This window comes from Rhizobium sp. L1K21, from assembly GCF_024055895.1.
GTDB lineage: Bacteria > Pseudomonadota > Alphaproteobacteria > Rhizobiales > Rhizobiaceae > Ensifer_A.
The window spans coordinates 2,537,276-2,555,485 of sequence record NZ_JAMXLE010000001.1; the positions used below are offsets into that span (position 1 = coordinate 2,537,276).

17 protein-coding genes are annotated in these 18,210 nt (G+C 58.5%); 9 read left to right on the forward strand and 8 right to left on the reverse strand.

The genetic code is table 11. From position 1 onward, the window contains the following. Positions 1–12 precede the first annotated feature (12 nt). Together NHF56_RS12280 and NHF56_RS12285 are read right to left on the reverse strand one after the other, a co-directional pair. Complete coding sequence (locus NHF56_RS12280; protein ID WP_252804685.1) at positions 13–723, reverse strand: hypothetical protein; 711 nt, start codon at positions 721–723, stop codon at positions 13–15. A 125-nt stretch (positions 724–848) separates the two neighbouring features. Next, positions 849–1,961, reverse strand: coding sequence for a glycosyltransferase family 4 protein (locus NHF56_RS12285; protein WP_252804687.1), 1,113 nt, complete (start codon positions 1,959–1,961; stop codon positions 849–851). 191 nt (positions 1,962–2,152) lie between these two features. Between NHF56_RS12285 and hisS the strand changes: the two genes are divergently transcribed. The 3 genes from hisS to hisG all read left to right on the forward strand — a co-directional run bounded on the left by hisS (position 2,153) and on the right by hisG (position 5,772). Continuing rightward, a complete protein-coding gene (gene hisS, locus NHF56_RS12290) occupies positions 2,153–3,763 on the forward strand; it encodes a histidine--tRNA ligase (protein WP_252804689.1) in 1,611 nt (536 codons plus the stop codon). Positions 3,764–3,958: 195 nt separating this feature from the next. Beyond that, positions 3,959–5,080 carry an ATP phosphoribosyltransferase regulatory subunit gene (locus NHF56_RS12295; RefSeq protein ID WP_252804691.1) on the forward strand — a complete coding sequence of 374 codons (1,122 nt, stop codon included), beginning with the start codon at positions 3,959–3,961 and terminating at the stop codon, positions 5,078–5,080. Continuing rightward, positions 5,077–5,772 (forward strand): ATP phosphoribosyltransferase, encoded by a 696-nt coding sequence (hisG, locus tag NHF56_RS12300; RefSeq protein WP_252804693.1) that lies wholly within the window; start codon positions 5,077–5,079, stop codon positions 5,770–5,772. Before NHF56_RS12295 ends, hisG begins: the two co-directional genes overlap by 4 nt. Here the strand turns inward: hisG and NHF56_RS12305 are convergent. From NHF56_RS12305 to NHF56_RS12325, 5 genes are all read right to left on the reverse strand, one after another. Then, entirely contained in the window at positions 5,769–6,704 is a 936-nt protein-coding gene (locus tag NHF56_RS12305; protein WP_252804695.1) for an NAD-dependent epimerase/dehydratase family protein, read from the reverse strand. The genes hisG and NHF56_RS12305 overlap by 4 nt on opposite strands. Before the next feature lie 306 nt (positions 6,705–7,010). Next, positions 7,011–8,309: a glycolate oxidase subunit GlcF gene (glcF, locus tag NHF56_RS12310; RefSeq protein ID WP_252804698.1), complete on the reverse strand. Its 1,299-nt coding sequence runs from the start codon at positions 8,307–8,309 to the stop codon at positions 7,011–7,013. 37 nt (positions 8,310–8,346) lie between these two features. Further along, entirely contained in the window at positions 8,347–8,718 is a 372-nt protein-coding gene (locus tag NHF56_RS12315) for a hypothetical protein (protein ID WP_252804700.1), read from the reverse strand. A 16-nt stretch (positions 8,719–8,734) separates the two neighbouring features. Next, on the reverse strand, positions 8,735–10,051 hold the full coding sequence (locus NHF56_RS12320; RefSeq protein WP_252804702.1) for an FAD-binding protein: 1,317 nt from the start codon (positions 10,049–10,051) through the stop codon (positions 8,735–8,737). Next, positions 10,048–11,484, reverse strand: a complete 1,437-nt coding sequence (locus NHF56_RS12325) for an FAD-binding oxidoreductase (RefSeq protein WP_252804704.1) — start codon at positions 11,482–11,484, stop codon at positions 10,048–10,050. Before NHF56_RS12325 ends, NHF56_RS12320 begins: the two co-directional genes overlap by 4 nt. Before the next feature lie 130 nt (positions 11,485–11,614). Here NHF56_RS12325 and NHF56_RS12330 point away from each other — a divergent pair, with 130 nt between their 5' ends. Next, positions 11,615–12,511 carry a LysR family transcriptional regulator gene (locus NHF56_RS12330; protein ID WP_252804706.1) on the forward strand — a complete coding sequence of 299 codons (897 nt, stop codon included), beginning with the start codon at positions 11,615–11,617 and terminating at the stop codon, positions 12,509–12,511. On the opposite strand, the gene NHF56_RS12335 is transcribed toward NHF56_RS12330, so the two are convergent. Beyond that, positions 12,512–13,777, reverse strand: coding sequence for a DUF3422 family protein (locus tag NHF56_RS12335; protein WP_252804708.1), 1,266 nt, complete (start codon positions 13,775–13,777; stop codon positions 12,512–12,514). 180 nt (positions 13,778–13,957) lie between these two features. On the opposite strand from NHF56_RS12335, the gene NHF56_RS12340 reads away from it, so the two are divergent. From NHF56_RS12340 to NHF56_RS12360, 5 genes are read left to right on the forward strand one after another with little or no spacing between them, the layout of a single operon-like run. After that, positions 13,958–14,755, forward strand: coding sequence for an FCD domain-containing protein (locus NHF56_RS12340; protein ID WP_252805001.1), 798 nt, complete (start codon positions 13,958–13,960; stop codon positions 14,753–14,755). Next, a complete protein-coding gene (locus NHF56_RS12345) occupies positions 14,752–15,522 on the forward strand; it encodes a (Fe-S)-binding protein (protein ID WP_252804711.1) in 771 nt (256 codons plus the stop codon). The genes NHF56_RS12340 and NHF56_RS12345 overlap by 4 nt, the downstream gene beginning before the upstream one ends. Beyond that, positions 15,519–16,091 carry an O-acetyl-ADP-ribose deacetylase gene (locus NHF56_RS12350; protein WP_252804713.1) on the forward strand — a complete coding sequence of 191 codons (573 nt, stop codon included), beginning with the start codon at positions 15,519–15,521 and terminating at the stop codon, positions 16,089–16,091. Before NHF56_RS12345 ends, NHF56_RS12350 begins: the two co-directional genes overlap by 4 nt. A 7-nt stretch (positions 16,092–16,098) precedes the next feature. Further along, entirely contained in the window at positions 16,099–17,535 is a 1,437-nt protein-coding gene (locus tag NHF56_RS12355) for a LutB/LldF family L-lactate oxidation iron-sulfur protein (RefSeq protein ID WP_252804714.1), read from the forward strand. Next, positions 17,532–18,203 (forward strand): lactate utilization protein, encoded by a 672-nt coding sequence (locus NHF56_RS12360; RefSeq protein WP_252804716.1) that lies wholly within the window; start codon positions 17,532–17,534, stop codon positions 18,201–18,203. Before NHF56_RS12355 ends, NHF56_RS12360 begins: the two co-directional genes overlap by 4 nt. Positions 18,204–18,210: the final 7 nt, after the last annotated feature.

Genomic DNA, 18,210 nt, shown 5'->3' on the forward strand with positions numbered 1-18,210 from the left:
AACCCAGAATTCCTATTTCCAGACTGCAATCACGGTATGCACCGTTTCGTGCTGATCATCGACCTCACCGAAGGGAACCACTGTCCAGTGCCAGATCTGATCGGCGGCGGGGGGTTCCACGCCAGCCAGAAGGTCGCCGCTTTTGATGACCGCGCCCTGCCGGTCTTTCTCCTCAAAGATAATGTCTGAGAGGAGGCAGCCTTTCCACGGCCCCATGAAAAGATTGGCCATATGGGCGCGCGCCAGATCTTCGGCCTCAAGCCTCAGGCCATCATCCAGCAGTTCAACAGTCATTTGCGACAGAAGGTTGGCGGAGATGACAAGATCGACGTCAGGCATCTTTTTCAGAAAATCGAGGTTCACCTCGTCTGCCAGATCGCATTCAACGAATTCGACATTGCGCCAGCCGCGCAGGAATGCGCGGAGCCGGACTGATGGCAGATGAACGAGATCGTAAAGGTAGACCTTGTCGAACATTTTCGACAGCGTATTCATCGGCACATCGCGCAAGAGCCCGGAGCCCAGAACCGCCACCGTGCGGCGCGGCGCCATTTTCTCCACATGGTCGCGCACGAAAACGCGGCAGGCCTCCTCATGCGGACGCCATGCGCGGAAGCACCGCCGCGCCCGCGACCACAATGATACCGCATCGCGCACCTCATCGGCCTTGCGGCGTTTGGAAAGCGCCATCGCCAAGGTGTAATGCGCTGCCTCCAGAAGCAAGCTGGCCTCTCCTTTGCAATATGTTTGGCCCTATCGCACAACCTAACAGGTTGATATTGCAGGGCGGGTGCGGGTCAAACGATAGCAGACCGCAAAGCGCAGCGCAAAATCATGTCAAGCTCGGATTATCGCCCTGCGATCAGTTTTTCGGCAAAGGCGATCCATTCCCCGGCGCGAGCATCCCAGGAATAGGTTTCCCGTGCAAAGGCAATTTGACGTGCACGCGTCTCTGCCGCCTTTGCCGGATTGCTGCGTGCCATGTTCAAGGCATCCGCCACCAGGTCGCCATAGGCATAAAGAAGCTGGTAACCGCCCAGTCCCGCCGGGGTGAGTTCGCCGAAACCGGCGGTCGTTTCGCTCAATGCGCCGATATCGGTGGTGAGCGGCATGGCACCCAGCGCCATCGCCTCCATGGCCGCGATACAGGCGGTTTCTTCAATCGTTGCGGGATAGGTGAAGGCCGCTGCACCTGCCATCTCAGCGGCGAGCTCATTTTGCGGCAAGACATCCACATAGTCGACGCCCGGCAGCGCACGGGCCAGTTCATAGAGAAAGCGGTAAGGGTCTTCTCCATTCTGCAGCATGGAGGGATACATTTTGAGGCTGGAAAACACCTTCAGCCGGACGTCCGGCACCTTGGCGCGGATGGTGGGGAAAATATCGAGGAGAATCTGCAGGCCGCGGAAGGGTGCGCTGGAATAGATCAGGGTTGGCGGTTCGCCGGTCTCGAACCAGGCGGGGGCGATCTCGATACTTTTGAAAAACGGCGCAATGGCATTGCCGATCACGTGGACACGATCTGCGCGAAGCTTGAACCCGTTGACGAGATCACTGCGGTGCCACTGGCTGACGGTGACAATGGCATCCCACAGCGCCTGTTCATCCGGCTCGGCCAAGGGGCGGTTGACGGCCTGATTGGTGGCAAGATGGCTCCAGAGCACAAGCGGGCCATTGAAAGAAAGGCGCGCCGTGAGCTGTTTGGCAACCGGCGTGCCGATTATCACCACCATATCGGCCTGTTGCGCCAGCGCCATGGCGGCTGGTCCCGGCGGCGTGACATGGACGCCCTCGACCATTGCCTCCTGCGGGCTGGCATTGCAGAGCGTGACCTGCACCCCTTTCCTGACAAGTGCTGCCGTCAAAAATGCCGTTGCGGCCTGGGTTCCGCCCAGGGCAGCCTGTCCCGGCGTGTGCGGGTTGTAGGGAACATCAATCAGGTCGAAGAAAAAGATATGCATGGTATCTCGAATCAATCAGCAGACATCGGCAGTCTCGCCGAAACTGGCTGCCCGGACCACGAAAAAGCGAAAGCGGGGGCAGAAGGCGCGCCAATTGGGGTGCCAAACTCTTGTCCCTCCCGCCGCAATCCGTTAGAGCATCGCCACAATACGATGATCACCAAGCACTTACTTCTCAGGCGAAACCACCCATGAGCGACAAGAAGAAAAAGCAACAGAAGCTGAAAGCCCGCCTGCCGCGCGGCTTTGTGGACCGTCAGGCTGCCGATATCCGCGCCGTCAACGAGATGACCGCGAAAATCCGCGAGGTTTACGAGCGCTACGGCTTCGACCCGGTGGAAACGCCGCTCTTCGAATATACCGATGCGCTCGGCAAATTCCTGCCCGACAGCGACCGCCCGAATGAGGGCGTGTTCTCGCTGCAGGATGATGATGATCAGTGGATGTCGCTCCGCTACGATCTGACCGCGCCGCTTGCCCGCCATGTGGCCGAGAATTTCAACGAAATCCAGCTTCCCTACCGCACCTATCGCGCGGGCTACGTATTCCGCAACGAAAAGCCCGGACCGGGCCGTTTCCGCCAGTTCATGCAGTTCGACGCCGACACCGTTGGTGCGCCCGGCGTGCAGGCCGATGCCGAAATGTGCATGATGATGGCCGATGTGATGGAAGCGCTGGGTATCCAGCGCGGGGATTATGTGATCCGGGTGAATAACCGGAAGGTTCTGGATGGGGTGCTGGAGGCGATTGGGCTTGGTGGCGAGGAGAATGCTGAGCGGCGGCTGACGGTGCTGCGGGCGATTGATAAGTTGGATAAGTTTGGACCGGAAGGTGTGAGGTTGTTGCTCGGTGAAGGTCGCAAGGACGAGAGTGGCGATTTTACCAAAGGTGCAGGACTTGAAACAGGCCAAATAAACAGATTGCTAGTCACTATTCTTGCTGCTTCTGGAGCCGTTTGGGTCGATGACGATGGCTCTCGAAACATCGAAGATATGGAGCCGTTTTATTCCAACCCAGGCGATTCAGAGCCATCGTCTTATGCAGACAACATCGAAGACTGCCGGAGCTTGTTGAGTGCCGCCGAAACCGATTTAGGTCGTCAGGGAGCAGAGGAACTCCTTTTGATGGCTGAAATTTTTGCGGCCAGCGGCTATGAAAGTCGCCGAATAAAAATAGATCCGTCATGCGTTCGGGGCTTGGAATATTATACCGGTCCAGTTTTTGAGGCAGAGTTACAATTTGCGGTCACCAATGAAAAGGGCGAGAAGGTTGTCTTCGGCTCTGTCGGCGGTGGCGGGCGTTATGATGGGCTTGTGTCGCGTTTCATGGGTCAGCCGGTTCCGGCCACGGGGTTTTCCATTGGTGTTTCGCGTCTGATGACGGCGTTGAAGAACCTTGGCAAGCTTGGGGCCTCCGAGGTGATCGAGCCGGTTCTGGTGACCGTGATGGATGGCGATTCTGAGGCCATGGGGCGCTATCAGCGCTTTACCCAGGCGCTGCGCAATGAAGGCATTCGCGCCGAGATGTATCAGGGCAACTGGAAAAAGTTTGGCAACCAGCTGAAATATGCCGACCGCCGCGGCTGCCCGATTGCGATCATCCAGGGTGGCGACGAACGTGCTGAGGGCGTTGTGCAGATCAAGGACCTGATCGAGGGCAAGCGGCTTTCCGGCGAGATTACCGACAATACCGAATGGCGCGAGGCCCGCGTGGCCCAGGAGATCGTTCCCGAGGCCGAACTGGTGGCCAAGGTGAAGGAAATACTGGCCGCCCAAGCTGAAGACCGCAAGCGGCAGGGCTGAGATGAACGCAGTTTTTGATACGACAACGGTTATGGAGCCGGGCTTGATCTCTGCCGGTTCCCCCCTCTTCTCCCCTTGGGGAGAAGGTGGCCTGAAAGGCCGGATGAGGGGTTCTCATCGCTGTCTTTTGAAAACCCCTCATCCGCCCTCCGGGCACCTTCTCCCCAAGGGGAGAAGGAAGGGTGGGGCCTGATCATGCCAGCAACGAGCCTGCCGACCATTGCATCCGACCTGACCGCGCTGTTTGAGAAAGCGGGTGCGCTGCGCGTTGATACGCCCGTCATCCAGCCAGCGGCACCCTTTCTGGATATTACCGGGGAAGACCTGCGGCGGCGGATTTTTCTGACGGAGAGCGAGACGGGTGAAAGCCTGTGTCTGCGGCCGGAATTCACGATTCCCGTCTGTCTGCGCCACATTGAAACCGCCACCGGCACGCCGCAGCGCTATGCCTATCTGGGTCAGGTTTTCCGCCAGCGACGCGAGGGCGGCAATGAGTTTTATCAGGCGGGGATCGAAGACCTGGGCGACAAGGATCTTGCCAGTGCCGATGCACGCGCCGTTTATGACGCCGTCTCCTGCATCAAGCTTGCCCTGCCCGGCGCGCCCTTTACCGTGATGCTGGGCGATCAGGCGGTTTTCGAGGCTGTTGTCAAAGCGCTTGGCCTTCCCGATGGCTGGCAGAAGCGGCTGGTGCAGGCTTTTGGCAATACGGCCAAGCTGAAGCGACTGCTGGAAGAGTTGGCAGCACCCCGCCACGTTTCGCCGCTTTCAAGCGAAATCGAAGCCATGCTGGCAGAAGGTGATCTGGACGGCATTGCCGCGCAGATTGCCGAAACCATGGAGGCGACCGGCTATCTCACCAATGCCTCGCGCACGCCAAAAGAAATTGCCGCGCGGCTTGCTGAAAAGCGCAGGCTTGCCAATGCAACACTGGACCCCAAGGCGCTTGCCGCACTGGAGGAATTTCTAGCCCTTGAGGTTCCCTTTGCAGAGGCTCCCGCAGCCCTTTCGGGCTTTGCCGATGCGGCGGGCCTGAAACTGGAAAAGGCAATTTCGCGGTTTGATGCGCGCGCTGCGGCCATTGCCAATGCAGGTGTTTCGCTGGAGCGCATTACCTATCGCGCGGCCTTTGGCCGACCGCTCGATTATTATACCGGGCTGGTGTTTGAGCTCATTTCACCCAGCGGCGCAGTGCTCGTGGGCGGCGGGCGTTACGACCGCATGCTCACCCTGCTTGGCGCGAAAGACCATATTCCCGCTGTCGGCTTCTCGCTCTGGCTCGACCGGATCGAGGCGCAACAAGGAGCCGTGCTATGACGATCACCATTGCACTGCCCTCCAAGGGCCGCATGAAGGACGATGCCTCGGCAATCTTCGAGCGCGCGGGCATGAAGATTGAGAGTGTGGGCAATGACCGCTCCTATCGCGGCCGCGTGGACGGTTGGGACGATGTGGAAATCGCCTTTCTTTCGGCCTCTGAAATTTCCCGCGAGGTGGGCAGCGGTCTGGTTGATTTCGGCGTGACGGGCGAAGACCTGATGCGCGAGGAATGGGCTGAAGTCGATTCGCGCGTTGCCTTTGAGGCCCGCCTCGGATTTGGTCGGGCGGACGTGATCGTCGCCGTGCCGGAAATCTGGATGGATGTCGATACGATGGCCGATCTGGGTGACGTTGCCGCCGATTTCCGCGCTCAGCATGGGCGTCGGCTGGAGATTGCCACAAAATACTGGCGGCTTACCCAACAGCACTTTTCATCCCTGCACGGCATCCAGCTTTACCGGATCGTGGAAAGCCTCGGCGCAACCGAAGGCGCACCGGCTGCGGGACAAGCCGATATCATCGTTGATATCACTTCCACCGGCTCCACACTGCGCGCCAACCACCTGAAGGTGCTTGATGACGGCGTGATCCTGAAATCGGAAGCCTGCCTGGTGCGCGCCCGCAAGCCGGAGCATGAGGGCAATGCGACCGTGCAGAAGATTATCGAAGCGGTGCGCAGGGTTCTTTAAGCGCCCTGCTCGCGAAAAGCGTTGTTCAGTTGCTCTGTCATTGAAAATCCCGGCGTCCACGCCGCAATATTCCGCGCTTTGGAATCATCAAGCTGTAATGAGCCATAAAGGCTCTGGGCCATGTCGCCCTTTTTCAGAAGCCCCAGAAGCTGCATTGCAGGTCCCGGTGGGCAATAAAAAAGCCGCGGCTTCACGCCCATTGCGCCCGCCAGTTTCCGCACAAAATCAGTTGTCGAAACATCTTCACCATCCGAGACAAGAAATGCCTGGTTGGCCGCTTCCTTGCACTCGGATGCATGGATCAGGAAATCGACCAGATTTTGAACGCCGATGTAGCTTCTCAAGTTTCCAGTGCTCTTCAAAGGCAGCGGAATGCCTTTTTTCAAGGCTGAAGCGAGCTGTTTGAAACTTCCCTTTGCTCCGTGTCCGTAGACCATCGGCGCGCGCACGATGACCAATTCAAGGTCCCGCTTTCGGCAGGTTTCAGCCAATGCCGTTTCAGCCTCGGCCTTTGAGGCGGCATAAGGCGTATGCGGATTTATCGGACTTTCTTCAGTCAACGGTTTTCCCGGCGGCGTTGCTCCGCCGTGAACCCCGATTGAGGACATGAAAACAATGCGTCTGACACCGTTTTCTGCCGCCAACTGGGCCAGCTTCACCGCCGCTTCGACATTGACCCTGTGCAATTCGCCTTTGTCGTCGCTGCGCCGGTGGGCCAATGCTGCAAGATGAAAGAGCGTCGTCACCTGACCTGCCTCAATCTTTGGCCAGGCCAACTCTATTTTTCCATTCTGGACATCAAATATACCGCTGCCGTCTTCCGGCTGACTGCTTCGTGCAAGGGTCAGAAACGGCTTTCCGTCACTGGAAAGGCGGCCACAAAGATGGCGACCAACAAAGCCGTTTGCACCGGTCACAATTACGCTATCCAAGAAACATCCTTCCCTGCATATTGCCGGTTCGCCGAGAGGGCTTTAGGTCACGGACCCATAAATGAGGCTGTTTTGGCGGCAAAATGACAAAAATATGCTAGGAAATGGTTGAAAAGCGGGCCTTGCGGCCCGGTTGAAACCATTGACGTTGCAGATTGCAGTCATTTTACCGTCCTCCGGATAAGCCAAATTTGATCAGCCACTGCGTTGCAACGGCTTGAAAATGATCGGCATTTCCTGCGCCCTTGCGCCTAGTCGCTGACCAAATTTGGCTTACCAAAACAACCTCATTTATGGGTCCGTGACCTAGTGCAGTTCCGCTGGCTTTTTGCCGCCATAGGCCCAGTTCAACAATTCCACCGTATGCACAATCGGCATTGCGGTGCCAGTGGCGATTTGGGTGATGCAGCCTATATTTCCGGTGGCAATGAGGTCGGCTTTGGTGGCTTCGATGTTGCGCACCTTGCGGACCTTGAGTTCCGCCGAAATCTCGGGCTGCAGCATGTTGTAAGTGCCGGCCGAACCGCAGCAGAGATGGCCTTCGGCAGGGCTCTTGACCTTGAAGCCGGCCTTCTGGAGAAGCTGCTTGGGCAGATCGGTGATCTTCTGGCCGTGCTGCATGGAACAGGCGGAATGATAAGCCACAGTCAGGCCTTCGCTCTTTCCTTCCGGCAGATCGAGCGTCGCCAGATATTCGGTCACATCCTTGGCCAGCGCTGCCACACGCGCGGCCTTTTCGGCATAGGCGGGATCGCGGGCCAGCATGTGGCCGTAGTCCTTGATGGTGGTGCCGCAGCCGGATGCGGTGATGATGATGGCGTCCAGACCACCGGTTTCAATCTCGCGCGTCCAAACATCGACATTGGCGCGCACATTGGCCAATGCATCCTTTTCCTTGCCCATATGGTGGGTGAGCGAACCGCAGCAGACTTCGCCTTGAGGCGCGACGACTTCGACACCCAGACGGGTCAGCAGTTCGATGGCAGCGGCATTGATCTCTGGCTTGAGGACCGGCTGCGCACAGCCTGAGAGAATGGCGACACGGGCCCTCTTTTTGGATTGCGCCGGATGGGTGCCAGGCCTGACATATTTGTCCGGTGCGGGAACCTTTTTCGGCGCAAGATCCAGCATATGGCCGAAGGCCTTGGTGGCGGGTATGCGCTTCATGATGCCTGCGAAGGGTCGGCCAAGGCTTGCGGCCTTGAGAGCAAGGCGAAAACGCGCCGGATAGGGCAGGACAAAGGCCAGAACACCGCGCACGAAACGGTCGGCAAACGGACGTTTATAGGTCTTGTCGATATAGGCGCGGGTCTGGTCGATCAGGTGCATATAGTCGACACCGGAGGGACAGGTGGTGGTGCAGGAAAGACAGGACAGACAGCGGTCGATATGCGTCACCGTCTTTTCGTCCGCCGGGCGGTCATTTTCCAGCATATCCTTGATCTGGTAAATGCGCCCGCGCGGGCTGTCCAGCTCGTTGCCAAGCGTCACATAGGTGGGACAGGTCGCCGTGCAGAGCCCGCAATGCACGCATTTGCGCAAGATCTTTTCAGCATCCGCGATCTCAGGATCAGCAAGCTGGGCAAGAGAGAAGTTTGTCTGCACGGTTAGACCATCACGCTTTCGATAAAATTGCCCGGCTTCAAATCAGCCAGCTTTGCGGGTTGTCAATCGCCTCATTGCGTCCGATTTTCTGCAGGCCGATGACGCAGCGCACGATCATCCAGACTGCCGTTGCAATGGCTGCCAGCACACCAATCACAATCAGTGTCAGCACGCCCGAAATGAGCGCAAAAAGCAGACCGATCCAGAAGGTGCGGATGGCCCATATGTAGTGGCTTTCATAGATGCCACTTGCCTTGCCGCGGTTGAGATAGGCGAGAACGACCGCAATCAGCGGCGTGATGCCGACGATGAAACCGAGCAGATAAAGCGCGTAAATGAGCTGGATATTGCTTTTGCCCGGCTCAAGCAGGCCTTGCGCATCGAATGACTGAGGCTGATTTTCCGACATTGCATATCCTCCTTTTTTAGCCCATGCGGCCCGGATTGAGCACGCCCATGGGATCGAGCTTGGTTTTGACCGCCTGCGAGAGCGTCGCGACATTCTTTTCCAGCGGTTCAAAAGTGGCGATGCTTGCGCGCACCTCCGGTCTGGCGCGAACAAGCGTAGCATGCCCACCGCCGAGACGGGAGATGAAGCTGCGGATCATGTCTGCTTCCGCGTCTGCTTCCATCTGCAGCCACAGGAGACCGCCCTGCCAGTCAAAAAAGGCGTTGACGCCCGTTTGCAGGCGCAATGCGGCCAGCAATTGATGACCGGCCATCGGGGCAACCGAAACACGCCAGAGCGGGCGGCAACGGCCATCTTCAGCAAAGGGCGTGACATCGCGCACCTCGCGCCAGAGCTGCTGGCTGTCGCCGCTATCAAGCTGCGAAACCGGGCCATGAACCGACATCGCGTTAGCGAGCTTTTGGGCGCGGGCCGCGACCGATTCAGGCAGGCCCTCGACCCGCAATATGGTGGCGGGGCCGTCCGGCAGGCCGTTCTGGCCGAAGAGCCAGCGCACGCTTTCCGGCAGATGGGCAGCACCCGATACCTCGCATGTGGTGCCCATGGCCGCGGCCATGCAATGAGCGGCCTCGGCATCATTGAGACCGGAAACGACGACTGTTTCTTCCGCCCGCGGTGCCGGCAGAACCTTGAATGTGACCTCTGTGATCAGTCCGAGCGTGCCGTAAGAACCAGCCAGCAGCTTGACGAGATCGAGCCCGGTGACATTCTTCATCACCCGCCCGCCGGACTTGATGACCTCACCCTGACCATTGATGAAACGCACGCCGAGAAGAGCATCGCGCGCGGCGCCAGACACAATACGGCGCGGGCCGGAAACATTGGCCGCGAATATGCCGCCAATGGTGGGCGTACCTTCCGTACCCATCATCATGCGATGGTCGGCGGGTTCAAACATCATGGCCTGACCGCCATCGGCGAGCGCGGCTTCAATTTCCGCAACCGGCGTTCCAGCTTTAGCCGTCAAGGTCATTTCGGCAGGATTGTAGGCGACAATGCCGCTGAGGCCACGTGATGAGAGCGCCAATGGCTCCCTCTTCTCCCTTTGGGGAGAAGTGCCAAGCGAAGCGAGGCGATGAGGGGTTCCCTCAGCGCTCGATTGAGAACCCCTCATCCGGCCTTCGGCCACCTTCTCCCCAAGGGGAGAAGGGATATTCCCGAACCCGGAGCGCGTGTTACCACCAAAAATGTTCAGAGGCGCTCCCGTATTCGCGGCCTCCCGGATGAGGCTTGCGGCTTCATCCTCGCTTTGCGGCGTCATGATATCGCTCATTGCGGGCGTCCCTCCAGCGGAAAGACTTTCGAGGGGTTCAAAATCCAGTCGGGATCAAAGGCGGCGCGCACGGCCATCTGCTGGTTGAGATCGGCTTCGGAATATTGATGGCGCATCAGATCGCGCTTTTCGATACCCACACCGTGTTCGCCGGTGAGACAACCGCCTGCATCGACGCAGAGTTTGAGAATATCATTGCCCGCTTCCTCGGCCTTTGCTGCATCTTGCGGGTCGTTGATATTATAGAGGATCAGCGGATGCATGTTACCGTCACCTGCATGGAAAACATTGGCGACACGCAGGCCGTAGGAGGCGACGATTTCGCCGGTCTTGCGCAGAACTTCGGTGAGTTTGGAAAGCGGAACGGTGCCGTCCATGCAGATATAATCGGCAATGCGACCCGTGGCACCGAAGGCGGACTTGCGGCCCTTCCAGATTTGCGCAGCTTCGGTGGGCGACTGGCTTTCCTTGATGGTTTTCACGCCGTGGCGTTTGGCGATCTCGATCACTGCGGCGAGCATGGTTTCCATCTCGGCCTCGGAACCTTCCACCTCGACGATCAGCAGCGCCTCGACGTCCAGCGGATAACCGGCCTTGGCGAAGGCTTCGCAGATTTCTATTGCCGGCTTGTCCATGAACTCAATGGCGACCGGGATGAGGCCCGCGCCGATAATATCGGCAACGCAGGCTGCGGCCCCTTCAGAGGTTTCGAAACCAAAGAGAACGGGCCGCGCTCCTTCGGCTTTCGCTATCAGTCGCACGGTCGCTTCTGTAACAATACCAAGCTGTCCTTCGGAACCACAAACCAGGCCCAAGAGATCATAACCGGCGCTGTCCAGCGCCTTGCCGCCGAGTTCGATAATCGTGCCGTCGAAGAGCACCATTTTGACGCCGAGCAGATTGTTGGTGGTGACACCGTATTTCAGACAGTGCGGACCACCGGAATTCATGCCGATATTGCCGCCAATGGTGCAGGCAAGCTGTGAAGACGGATCAGGCGCGTAGAAAAAGCCGTCGGCGGAAACCGCATCCGAAATCGCCAGATTGGTGACGCCGGACTGAACAACGGCGGCGCGGTTTTCAAAGTCGATATCGAGGATGCGGTTCATGCGTGAAAGGCCAACCACCACAGCGTCGCCTTGGGGGATGGCACCGCCGGACAGCGACGTACCCGCCCCGCGCGGGACGACCGGCAATTTGTATCTGGCGCAATATTTCAGGATTTTCGATACTTCTTCCGTGGTGCGCGGAAGTGTTACCACTAGTGGCAATTGGCGATAGGCGATGAAGCCATCGGTTTCGAAGGGAACGAGTTCGTGTTTGTCGGAAATCACCGTGCCCGGGGGCAGCAGGTCGGTGAGATCATCCACGATCTGTTTGCGGCGTTCGAGGATGTTTTTATCGGCCTGCTTCAAAGCAATCGCGCCACCCATGCTTTATGCCTCCCAAGTTCCATTTCCCAAGTGGTACTCTTTTTGGACCACTTTGCGCAAGCGTGAATAAATGCTAATCATTTGTTCCGATTTGGAAATAAAACTTTAGCATGAAAACGGGTGCCAAACCATGACGCGTCTTGAGGATATGGAGGTTTTTGCGCGGGTGGCAGCAACGGGCAGCATGTCGGACGCCGCGCGTGAACTCGGCCTGTCACCGGCAGTTATTTCCAAGCGTATCAAGCGGCTTGAGGAGCGGCTCGGCACGCGGCTTTTCCAGCGCACCACCCGGCAGCTTTCACTGACTGAAGCTGGCCAGGGATTTTATGCACGTGTGGATGCCATTCTGGCCGGCGTGGAAGAGGCCGAGGCCTTCATTGCGGGCCGCGCGGCAGAGGCGACCGGAACGCTGAAAGTGTCCGCGCCCACCTCTTTCGGACGCATGCATATCGCGCCGCACCTGAAAGGCTTTATGGAGGCGAATGCGGGCGTGACGATCAATCTCGTGCTGACAGACACGTTTACCGACATCGTGGCGGAGGGTTTCGATCTCGCCATCCGCATTGGTGAACTCGTTGATTCCAGCCTTGTGGCGCGGCGGCTTGCGCCCGTACGACGACTCTTGTGCGCAGCCCCTTCTTATGTTGAAAAACATGGGCTGCCGCGAACAATCGATGATCTCGACACCCATATCTGCCTGCCGCCGCACAACAATGACACCTGGCGGCTGGAAGGGCCCGACGGACTGGTCAATTACCGCCCGCAAGGCACGCTGATCACCAACTCCTCCGAAGTGATCCGCGAAGCGGTGATTGCCGGTCTCGGCATTGCGCTGCGTTCAACCTGGGATATCGGGCCGGAACTGAAGGCCGGACAACTGGTGCCGGTGCTGCCCGAACTGGAAGGCTCGAAGAATGTGGCCCTCTCCGCGGTTTATCCAAGCCGAGAATTTCTGCCCGCCAAGGTGCGGCTGTTTATCGATTATCTGACAGCGCTTTATGGTCCGGTGCCGTACTGGGAGGGGTAGCTACTCCCCATGATGCATCCTGATGCGTCTCACGGTCCACCAAACGCCCGCAATAGCGACCGGTACGAAAAGACCGGTGAGAATTGCGGTGTCGAACGGCAGCGCGTCATGCGGCAGGCCCTTCACCAAATAGCCGAACAGGCCGACGACGTAGTAGGAGATTGCCGCCACGGACAGGCCTTCGACTGTCTGCTGCAGGCGCAGTTGCATTTCGGCGCGGCGGTTCATGGTGGTGAGGAGATCGGAATTCTGGCGTTCGAGTTCCACGTCGATCCAGCTTCGAATGAGGCCGGTGGCGCGGGAGAGCTTGCGCGACAGGTTTGCCTGCCGTTCTTCCACCGACTGGCAGGTGCGCATGGCGGGCGCGAGGCGCTTTTCGAGAAACATGCCGAGCGTTTCGAAGCCGGGTACCGGGGTTTCATCAAGCGCCCTCACCCGCTCCTGCACGAGGCCGTAATAGGCGCGGCTGGCGCCAAAACGGTAAAGGCCCGCGGCGGCATTGGCTTCGAGTTCTGCGGCAAGACGGGTGATTTCGGCAAGCATCTGGTCGGCGCGGTCGCGGGCCTCTGCTTTCATGCTTTGGGTTACAGCTGTCAGACCGTCCTCAATACGGCGGATTTCCGGTGACAGGGTTTGCGCAAGCGGCAGGCCGAGAGCCGCCAGCGTGCGATAGGTTTCAATGTCGAGCAGGCGCTGGACGAGCGCGCCGGTTCCCGCCTCGGTCATGCCCTTGTCGATCACCAAAATCTGGGTGAGGCCGTCGCCATTCTGACGGAAGTCGGTATAGACCTCCGCCTGACCACCCTTGACGACGGAAAAACAGAGGCTCGTCTTGTCGAAATAGTCGATGGCCGCGCGGGTTTCTTCCGTGTCGGGCCGGATTTCCAGACGAATACCGGAAATCAGCGAGCCCGGCGGCGAGAACCCGTCACCGAATGGGTGAACCGGCACCTCTGCGCCAAATGTCTGTGGTGGCGGGCAATCCCAGAACCAGGTGGAAAATTCTGTGTGGCGCTCCCAGCGCAGCGTTCCCGGACCCCAATTGATGGCATGATGGCGCGCGTCGCGGCCAGGCGGGGTCACGCCTGCCTGACGCGAGACATTGGCCATCACCGTGTGGTCCACGCCGGAACCGCCATCGGTCATGAAAGCAAGTTGAAATATGACGCGTGGCGACTTGACCAACGCCAGCGGGCGCGCGTGAATTTCACCCAATGCCGCCTGGCGCTCTGCGGCAAGCGGAAATGCAAAACTGCCTTTACCCATGAAAGTCCCCCTCTTCCGGCTGTATGAAAACCAGAATAGCAAAGCAATTGCACGACAAAAGACACGCGCGCGCGCTTTTGAAGCAGCTCGCACATCCACGCTTCGGAAAAGTGGATAAAAATATTGACCACTTGATGCTTTGTTCGGTAAAACGGCTTTAGGAGAACAATCATGGAAACCGTGGAAACTGCGCTTTTCCAGCGCATTTCGCCATCGCGCACAGCTGATGAGGTGGTGCTGAAAATCGAGCAATTGCTGCTCGACGGCGTTTTGCGCGATGGCGAAAAGCTGCCGGGCGAGCGTGAGCTTGCTGCGCGTTTTGAGGTTTCCCGGCCCGTGTTGCGCGACGCGCTGAAGGAGCTTGAAACACGCGGGCTTTTAGAAAGCCGTCACGGGGGTGGAACCTATGTGGCCGACATTATCGGGCAGATTTTCTCAAAGCCGGTGACGGAGCTGATTGCGCGCCACGAACGGGCAACTTTCGACTATCTGGAATACCGGCGGGAACTCGAAGGCATTACAGCCGAATTTGCCGCTTCCCGCGCCACAGAGCCGGACAGAGAAATCCTGAAAGCCATTATTGCCGACATGCGCAAGGCGCACGAAACAGGCGATTTCAACGACGAGCTCGAGGCCGATGTGGATCTGCACAACGCTATCGGCGAAAGCGCGCACAATATCATTCTCATGCATACGCTGCGCGCCTGCTACAGACTGCTCTCGGCTGGCATTTTCTACCATCGGCAGATGGTCTTTTCGGAGCCCGGTGCGCGCGATGCGGTTCTGTTCCAGCACGAGGCCATCGTGGATGCCATTCTCGAGGGCGACCCCGCCAAAGCCCGCAAGGCTGCGGAAGACCATATCGATTTCGTGACAGAAACCATGCGGGCTGCATTGCGCTCTGGCGAGTGGGAGCGGGTTTCGCGACAGCGGCTCACAAGCCGTGCGACATCAAAAATGAACAAGGAAACCGGATGAACGATACGAACACCAAACCGCAGGTCGGCCTCTTTGTGACCTGTCTTGCCGATCTCTTTCGTCCGACAACCGGTTTTGCGGCAGTAAAGCTTCTGGAGGATGCAGGCTGTGATATCCATGTGCCGAAGGCGCAGACCTGTTGCGGCCAGCCTGCCTACAATTCCGGCGACCGGGCGGACACGCGCGATATCGCGGAGCAGGTAATTTCGACCTTCGAGGGTTTCGACTATATCGTTGCACCATCCGGCTCGTGTGCAGCGATGCTGAAGAAGCACTATCCCGGCTTGTTTGCGGGCGATGCCAAATGGGAAGCGCGTGCTGCGGCGTTCTCAGCAAAGGTTTTCGAGCTGATTTCCTTCCTTACCGATGTGATGAAGGTGGAAGCGGTGCAAGCGGCCTTTGAAGGCACCGTCACCTATCACGACAGCTGTTCGGGCCTGCGTGAACTCGGCATCAAAGACCAGCCACGCAAGCTGTTGAACTCCGTCGAAGGGCTTGAACTGAAGGAAATGAAAGACAGCGATATCTGTTGCGGCTTCGGCGGCACGTTCTGCATCAAATATCCTGATATTTCGAATGCCATCGTTTCCAAAAAGACCGCCAATGCCGAAGCTGCAGAAGCCGATCTGCTGCTCGGCGGCGATATCGGCTGTCTGATGAACATGGCTGGCAAGATACGCCGCGAAGGCGGCAGGACGGAGGTGCGCCACGTGGCTGAAGTGCTGGCCGGCATGACCGATGGTCCACCGATCGCGGGGCGCAAATGATCAAGCCGTCTCCGCTTCTGATCGGCAGCTACAAGAAAGACCTGACGCGTATCACTGTCATGCACGGGGATATCACAGTGCTGCCGGTGGATGCGATCGTGAATGCGGCCAATTCCTCACTCCTCGGTGGCGGCGGTGTGGATGGCGCAATCCACCGGGCCGCCGGTCCGGAGCTTCTGGAAGAGTGCCGATGGCTGGGCGGTTGTTCACCGGGCATGGCCAAGATCACGAAAGGCTATCGCCTGCCGGCAGGCTATGTGATCCACACAGTGGGTCCCGTTTGGCATGGCGGTAACCAGGATGAGGACACAATGCTTGCCGCCTGTTACGGCAATTCACTGGAACTTGCTGCCAAGCGCGGCATCCAATCCATCGCCTTTCCTGCGATTTCGACCGGCGTTTACCGGTTTCCGCCGGACCTCGCTACAAAAATTGCGGTTCGTGAGGCTCTTCGGCATGAGCATCTACCGGCGTTTCAGGAGGTCATTTTCTGCTGTTTCAGCGATGAGATGACCGAACTCTACCAAGAAACTCTGGACGCCGAACCGGGCGTCCTGGCCATGAAATGAGGCTGTAATGGAAATCACGACACCGAAGTTCAAGGAAAATGCCGCCAAGGCGCTCGTCGATCAGCAGCTTCAAAAGGCGCTGAAGAATGTCGAGAAGGGCTTTGTCGAAAAGCGTGCGGCAGCAGCCGGTGCACTGCCGGAATTCGAGGCGCTGCGCGACAATGCCCGCGATATCAAAAACCACACGCTGGCGCATCTCGATCTTTACCTCGAAGCCTACGAGAAAAAGGTGACTGAAGCCGGCGGGCATGTGCATTGGGCGGAAAGCGCGGAAGACGCGCGACGGATCATTCTCGATATCTGCCGCAAGCGCAACGCCAAGACCGTGACCAAGGGCAAGTCGATGATCACCGAGGAAATCGGACTCAACGACTTCTTCGAGAAGAACGGTATCGAGCCGGTGGAAACCGACCTTGGCGAATATATCATTCAGCTTCGCGGCGAGACGCCGAGCCACATCATTGCGCCGGCGGTGCATCTGAACAAGGAACAGGTGGAAGGCGATTTCCGCCGCGTTCACAAACATCTGCCGGAAGCCCGCGATCTAACCGAACCGGTATCACTGCTTTCCGAGGCGCGCGAGGTTTTGCGCAAACGCTATTTCGAAGCAGATGTGGGCATCACAGGCGCCAACTTCCTGATTGCCGAGACGGGCTCATCGGTGATCGTGACCAATGAGGGCAATGGCGACCTGACCCAGACGCTCGGCAAGTGCCATATCGCCGTTGCTTCGCTGGAAAAGATCGTTCCGACACTGGAAGATTGTTCGCAGATATTGCGGCTACTGGCGCGCTCGGCAACGGGTCAGGATATGTCGGTTTACACGACCTTTTCCACCGGGCCGAAGCGGGTGGAAGACCCGGATGGACCGGAAGAGTATCATGTGGTTCTGCTCGACAATGGCCGCACGTCCATGCTCGGGACCGAGTTTCAGGAAATGCTCCGCTGCATCCGTTGCGGGGCCTGCATGAACCATTGCCCGGTCTATCACGCGGTTGGCGGACATGCCTACGGCGCAGTTTATCCAGGACCGATGGGCGCTGTTTTGACACCCTCATTGTCAGGCATCGACATTGGCGGACATCTGCCGAACGCCTCCACATTCTGCGGTCGCTGTGAGAGCGTTTGTCCCATGCGCATTCCACTGCCGAAAATGATGCGGCACTGGCGCGAGCGGGAATTCGAGCGCAATCTCACACCTGCGGCAGCACGCTACGGCCTGGGTTTCTGGGCCTATTTTGCCAAACGACCAAAGCTTTATCGGCTCGCCGTTTCGCTCGCCATGCCGGTGATTTCCGCACTTGGCGGTTCGAAAAGAAGGCTGAGACGCCTGCCGCTGGCGGGTGGCTGGACAAAATATCGCGATCTTCCCGCCCCGGAAGGCCGTACCTTTCTGCAGGCCTGGGAAGCGCGGGAAGCACGCAAACAGGAGACGGCACGATGAGCGGCAAAGATGCTATTCTGGCGAAGATCAAACGGTCGCTGGCAACACCTGCCGGCGATGCAGCTCGTCAAGCCGTCGTTGCAAGGCGCCTGGAAGAGGCCCCTGCCGGCATCATTCCCCAGCGCGGGCAATTGCCTGACGAAGAGCGCGTTGCACTGTTTTGCGCGATCGCGGAGAAATATAACGCGACGATTGCGCGGATAGGATCGATTTCAGAGCTGCCCGGCGAAGTCAGCGACTATCTCAAATCCCGCAACCTGCCGGCTGAAATCCGGATGGGGAGCGATGCTTTTCTGACGGAAGCGGGCTTTGAGAGCGAGCGCACTTTGGAGGTGAAAAAAGGAGCGTCAGACGGAACTGATCTCACCGGTCTCAGCCATGCGGTTGGTGCGGTTGCCGAAAGCGGAACGCTGGTTCTCACATCGGGGGCGGACAACCCTGTCACGATCAACTTCCTGCCCGAGCATCACATCGTGGTCATCAAGGCGTCCGATATCGGCGCATCGTTGGAGGAAGCGTTTGCGAATGTGCGCCAGACCTATGGCAAGGGGCAGATGCCGCGGACGGTGAACTTCGTAACGGGCCCGTCGCGTTCGGGCGATATCGAGCAAACCATTTTGCTCGGCGCACATGGGCCGCGCGCGCTGCACATCGTGGTGGTTGGCTAGGGTTTGG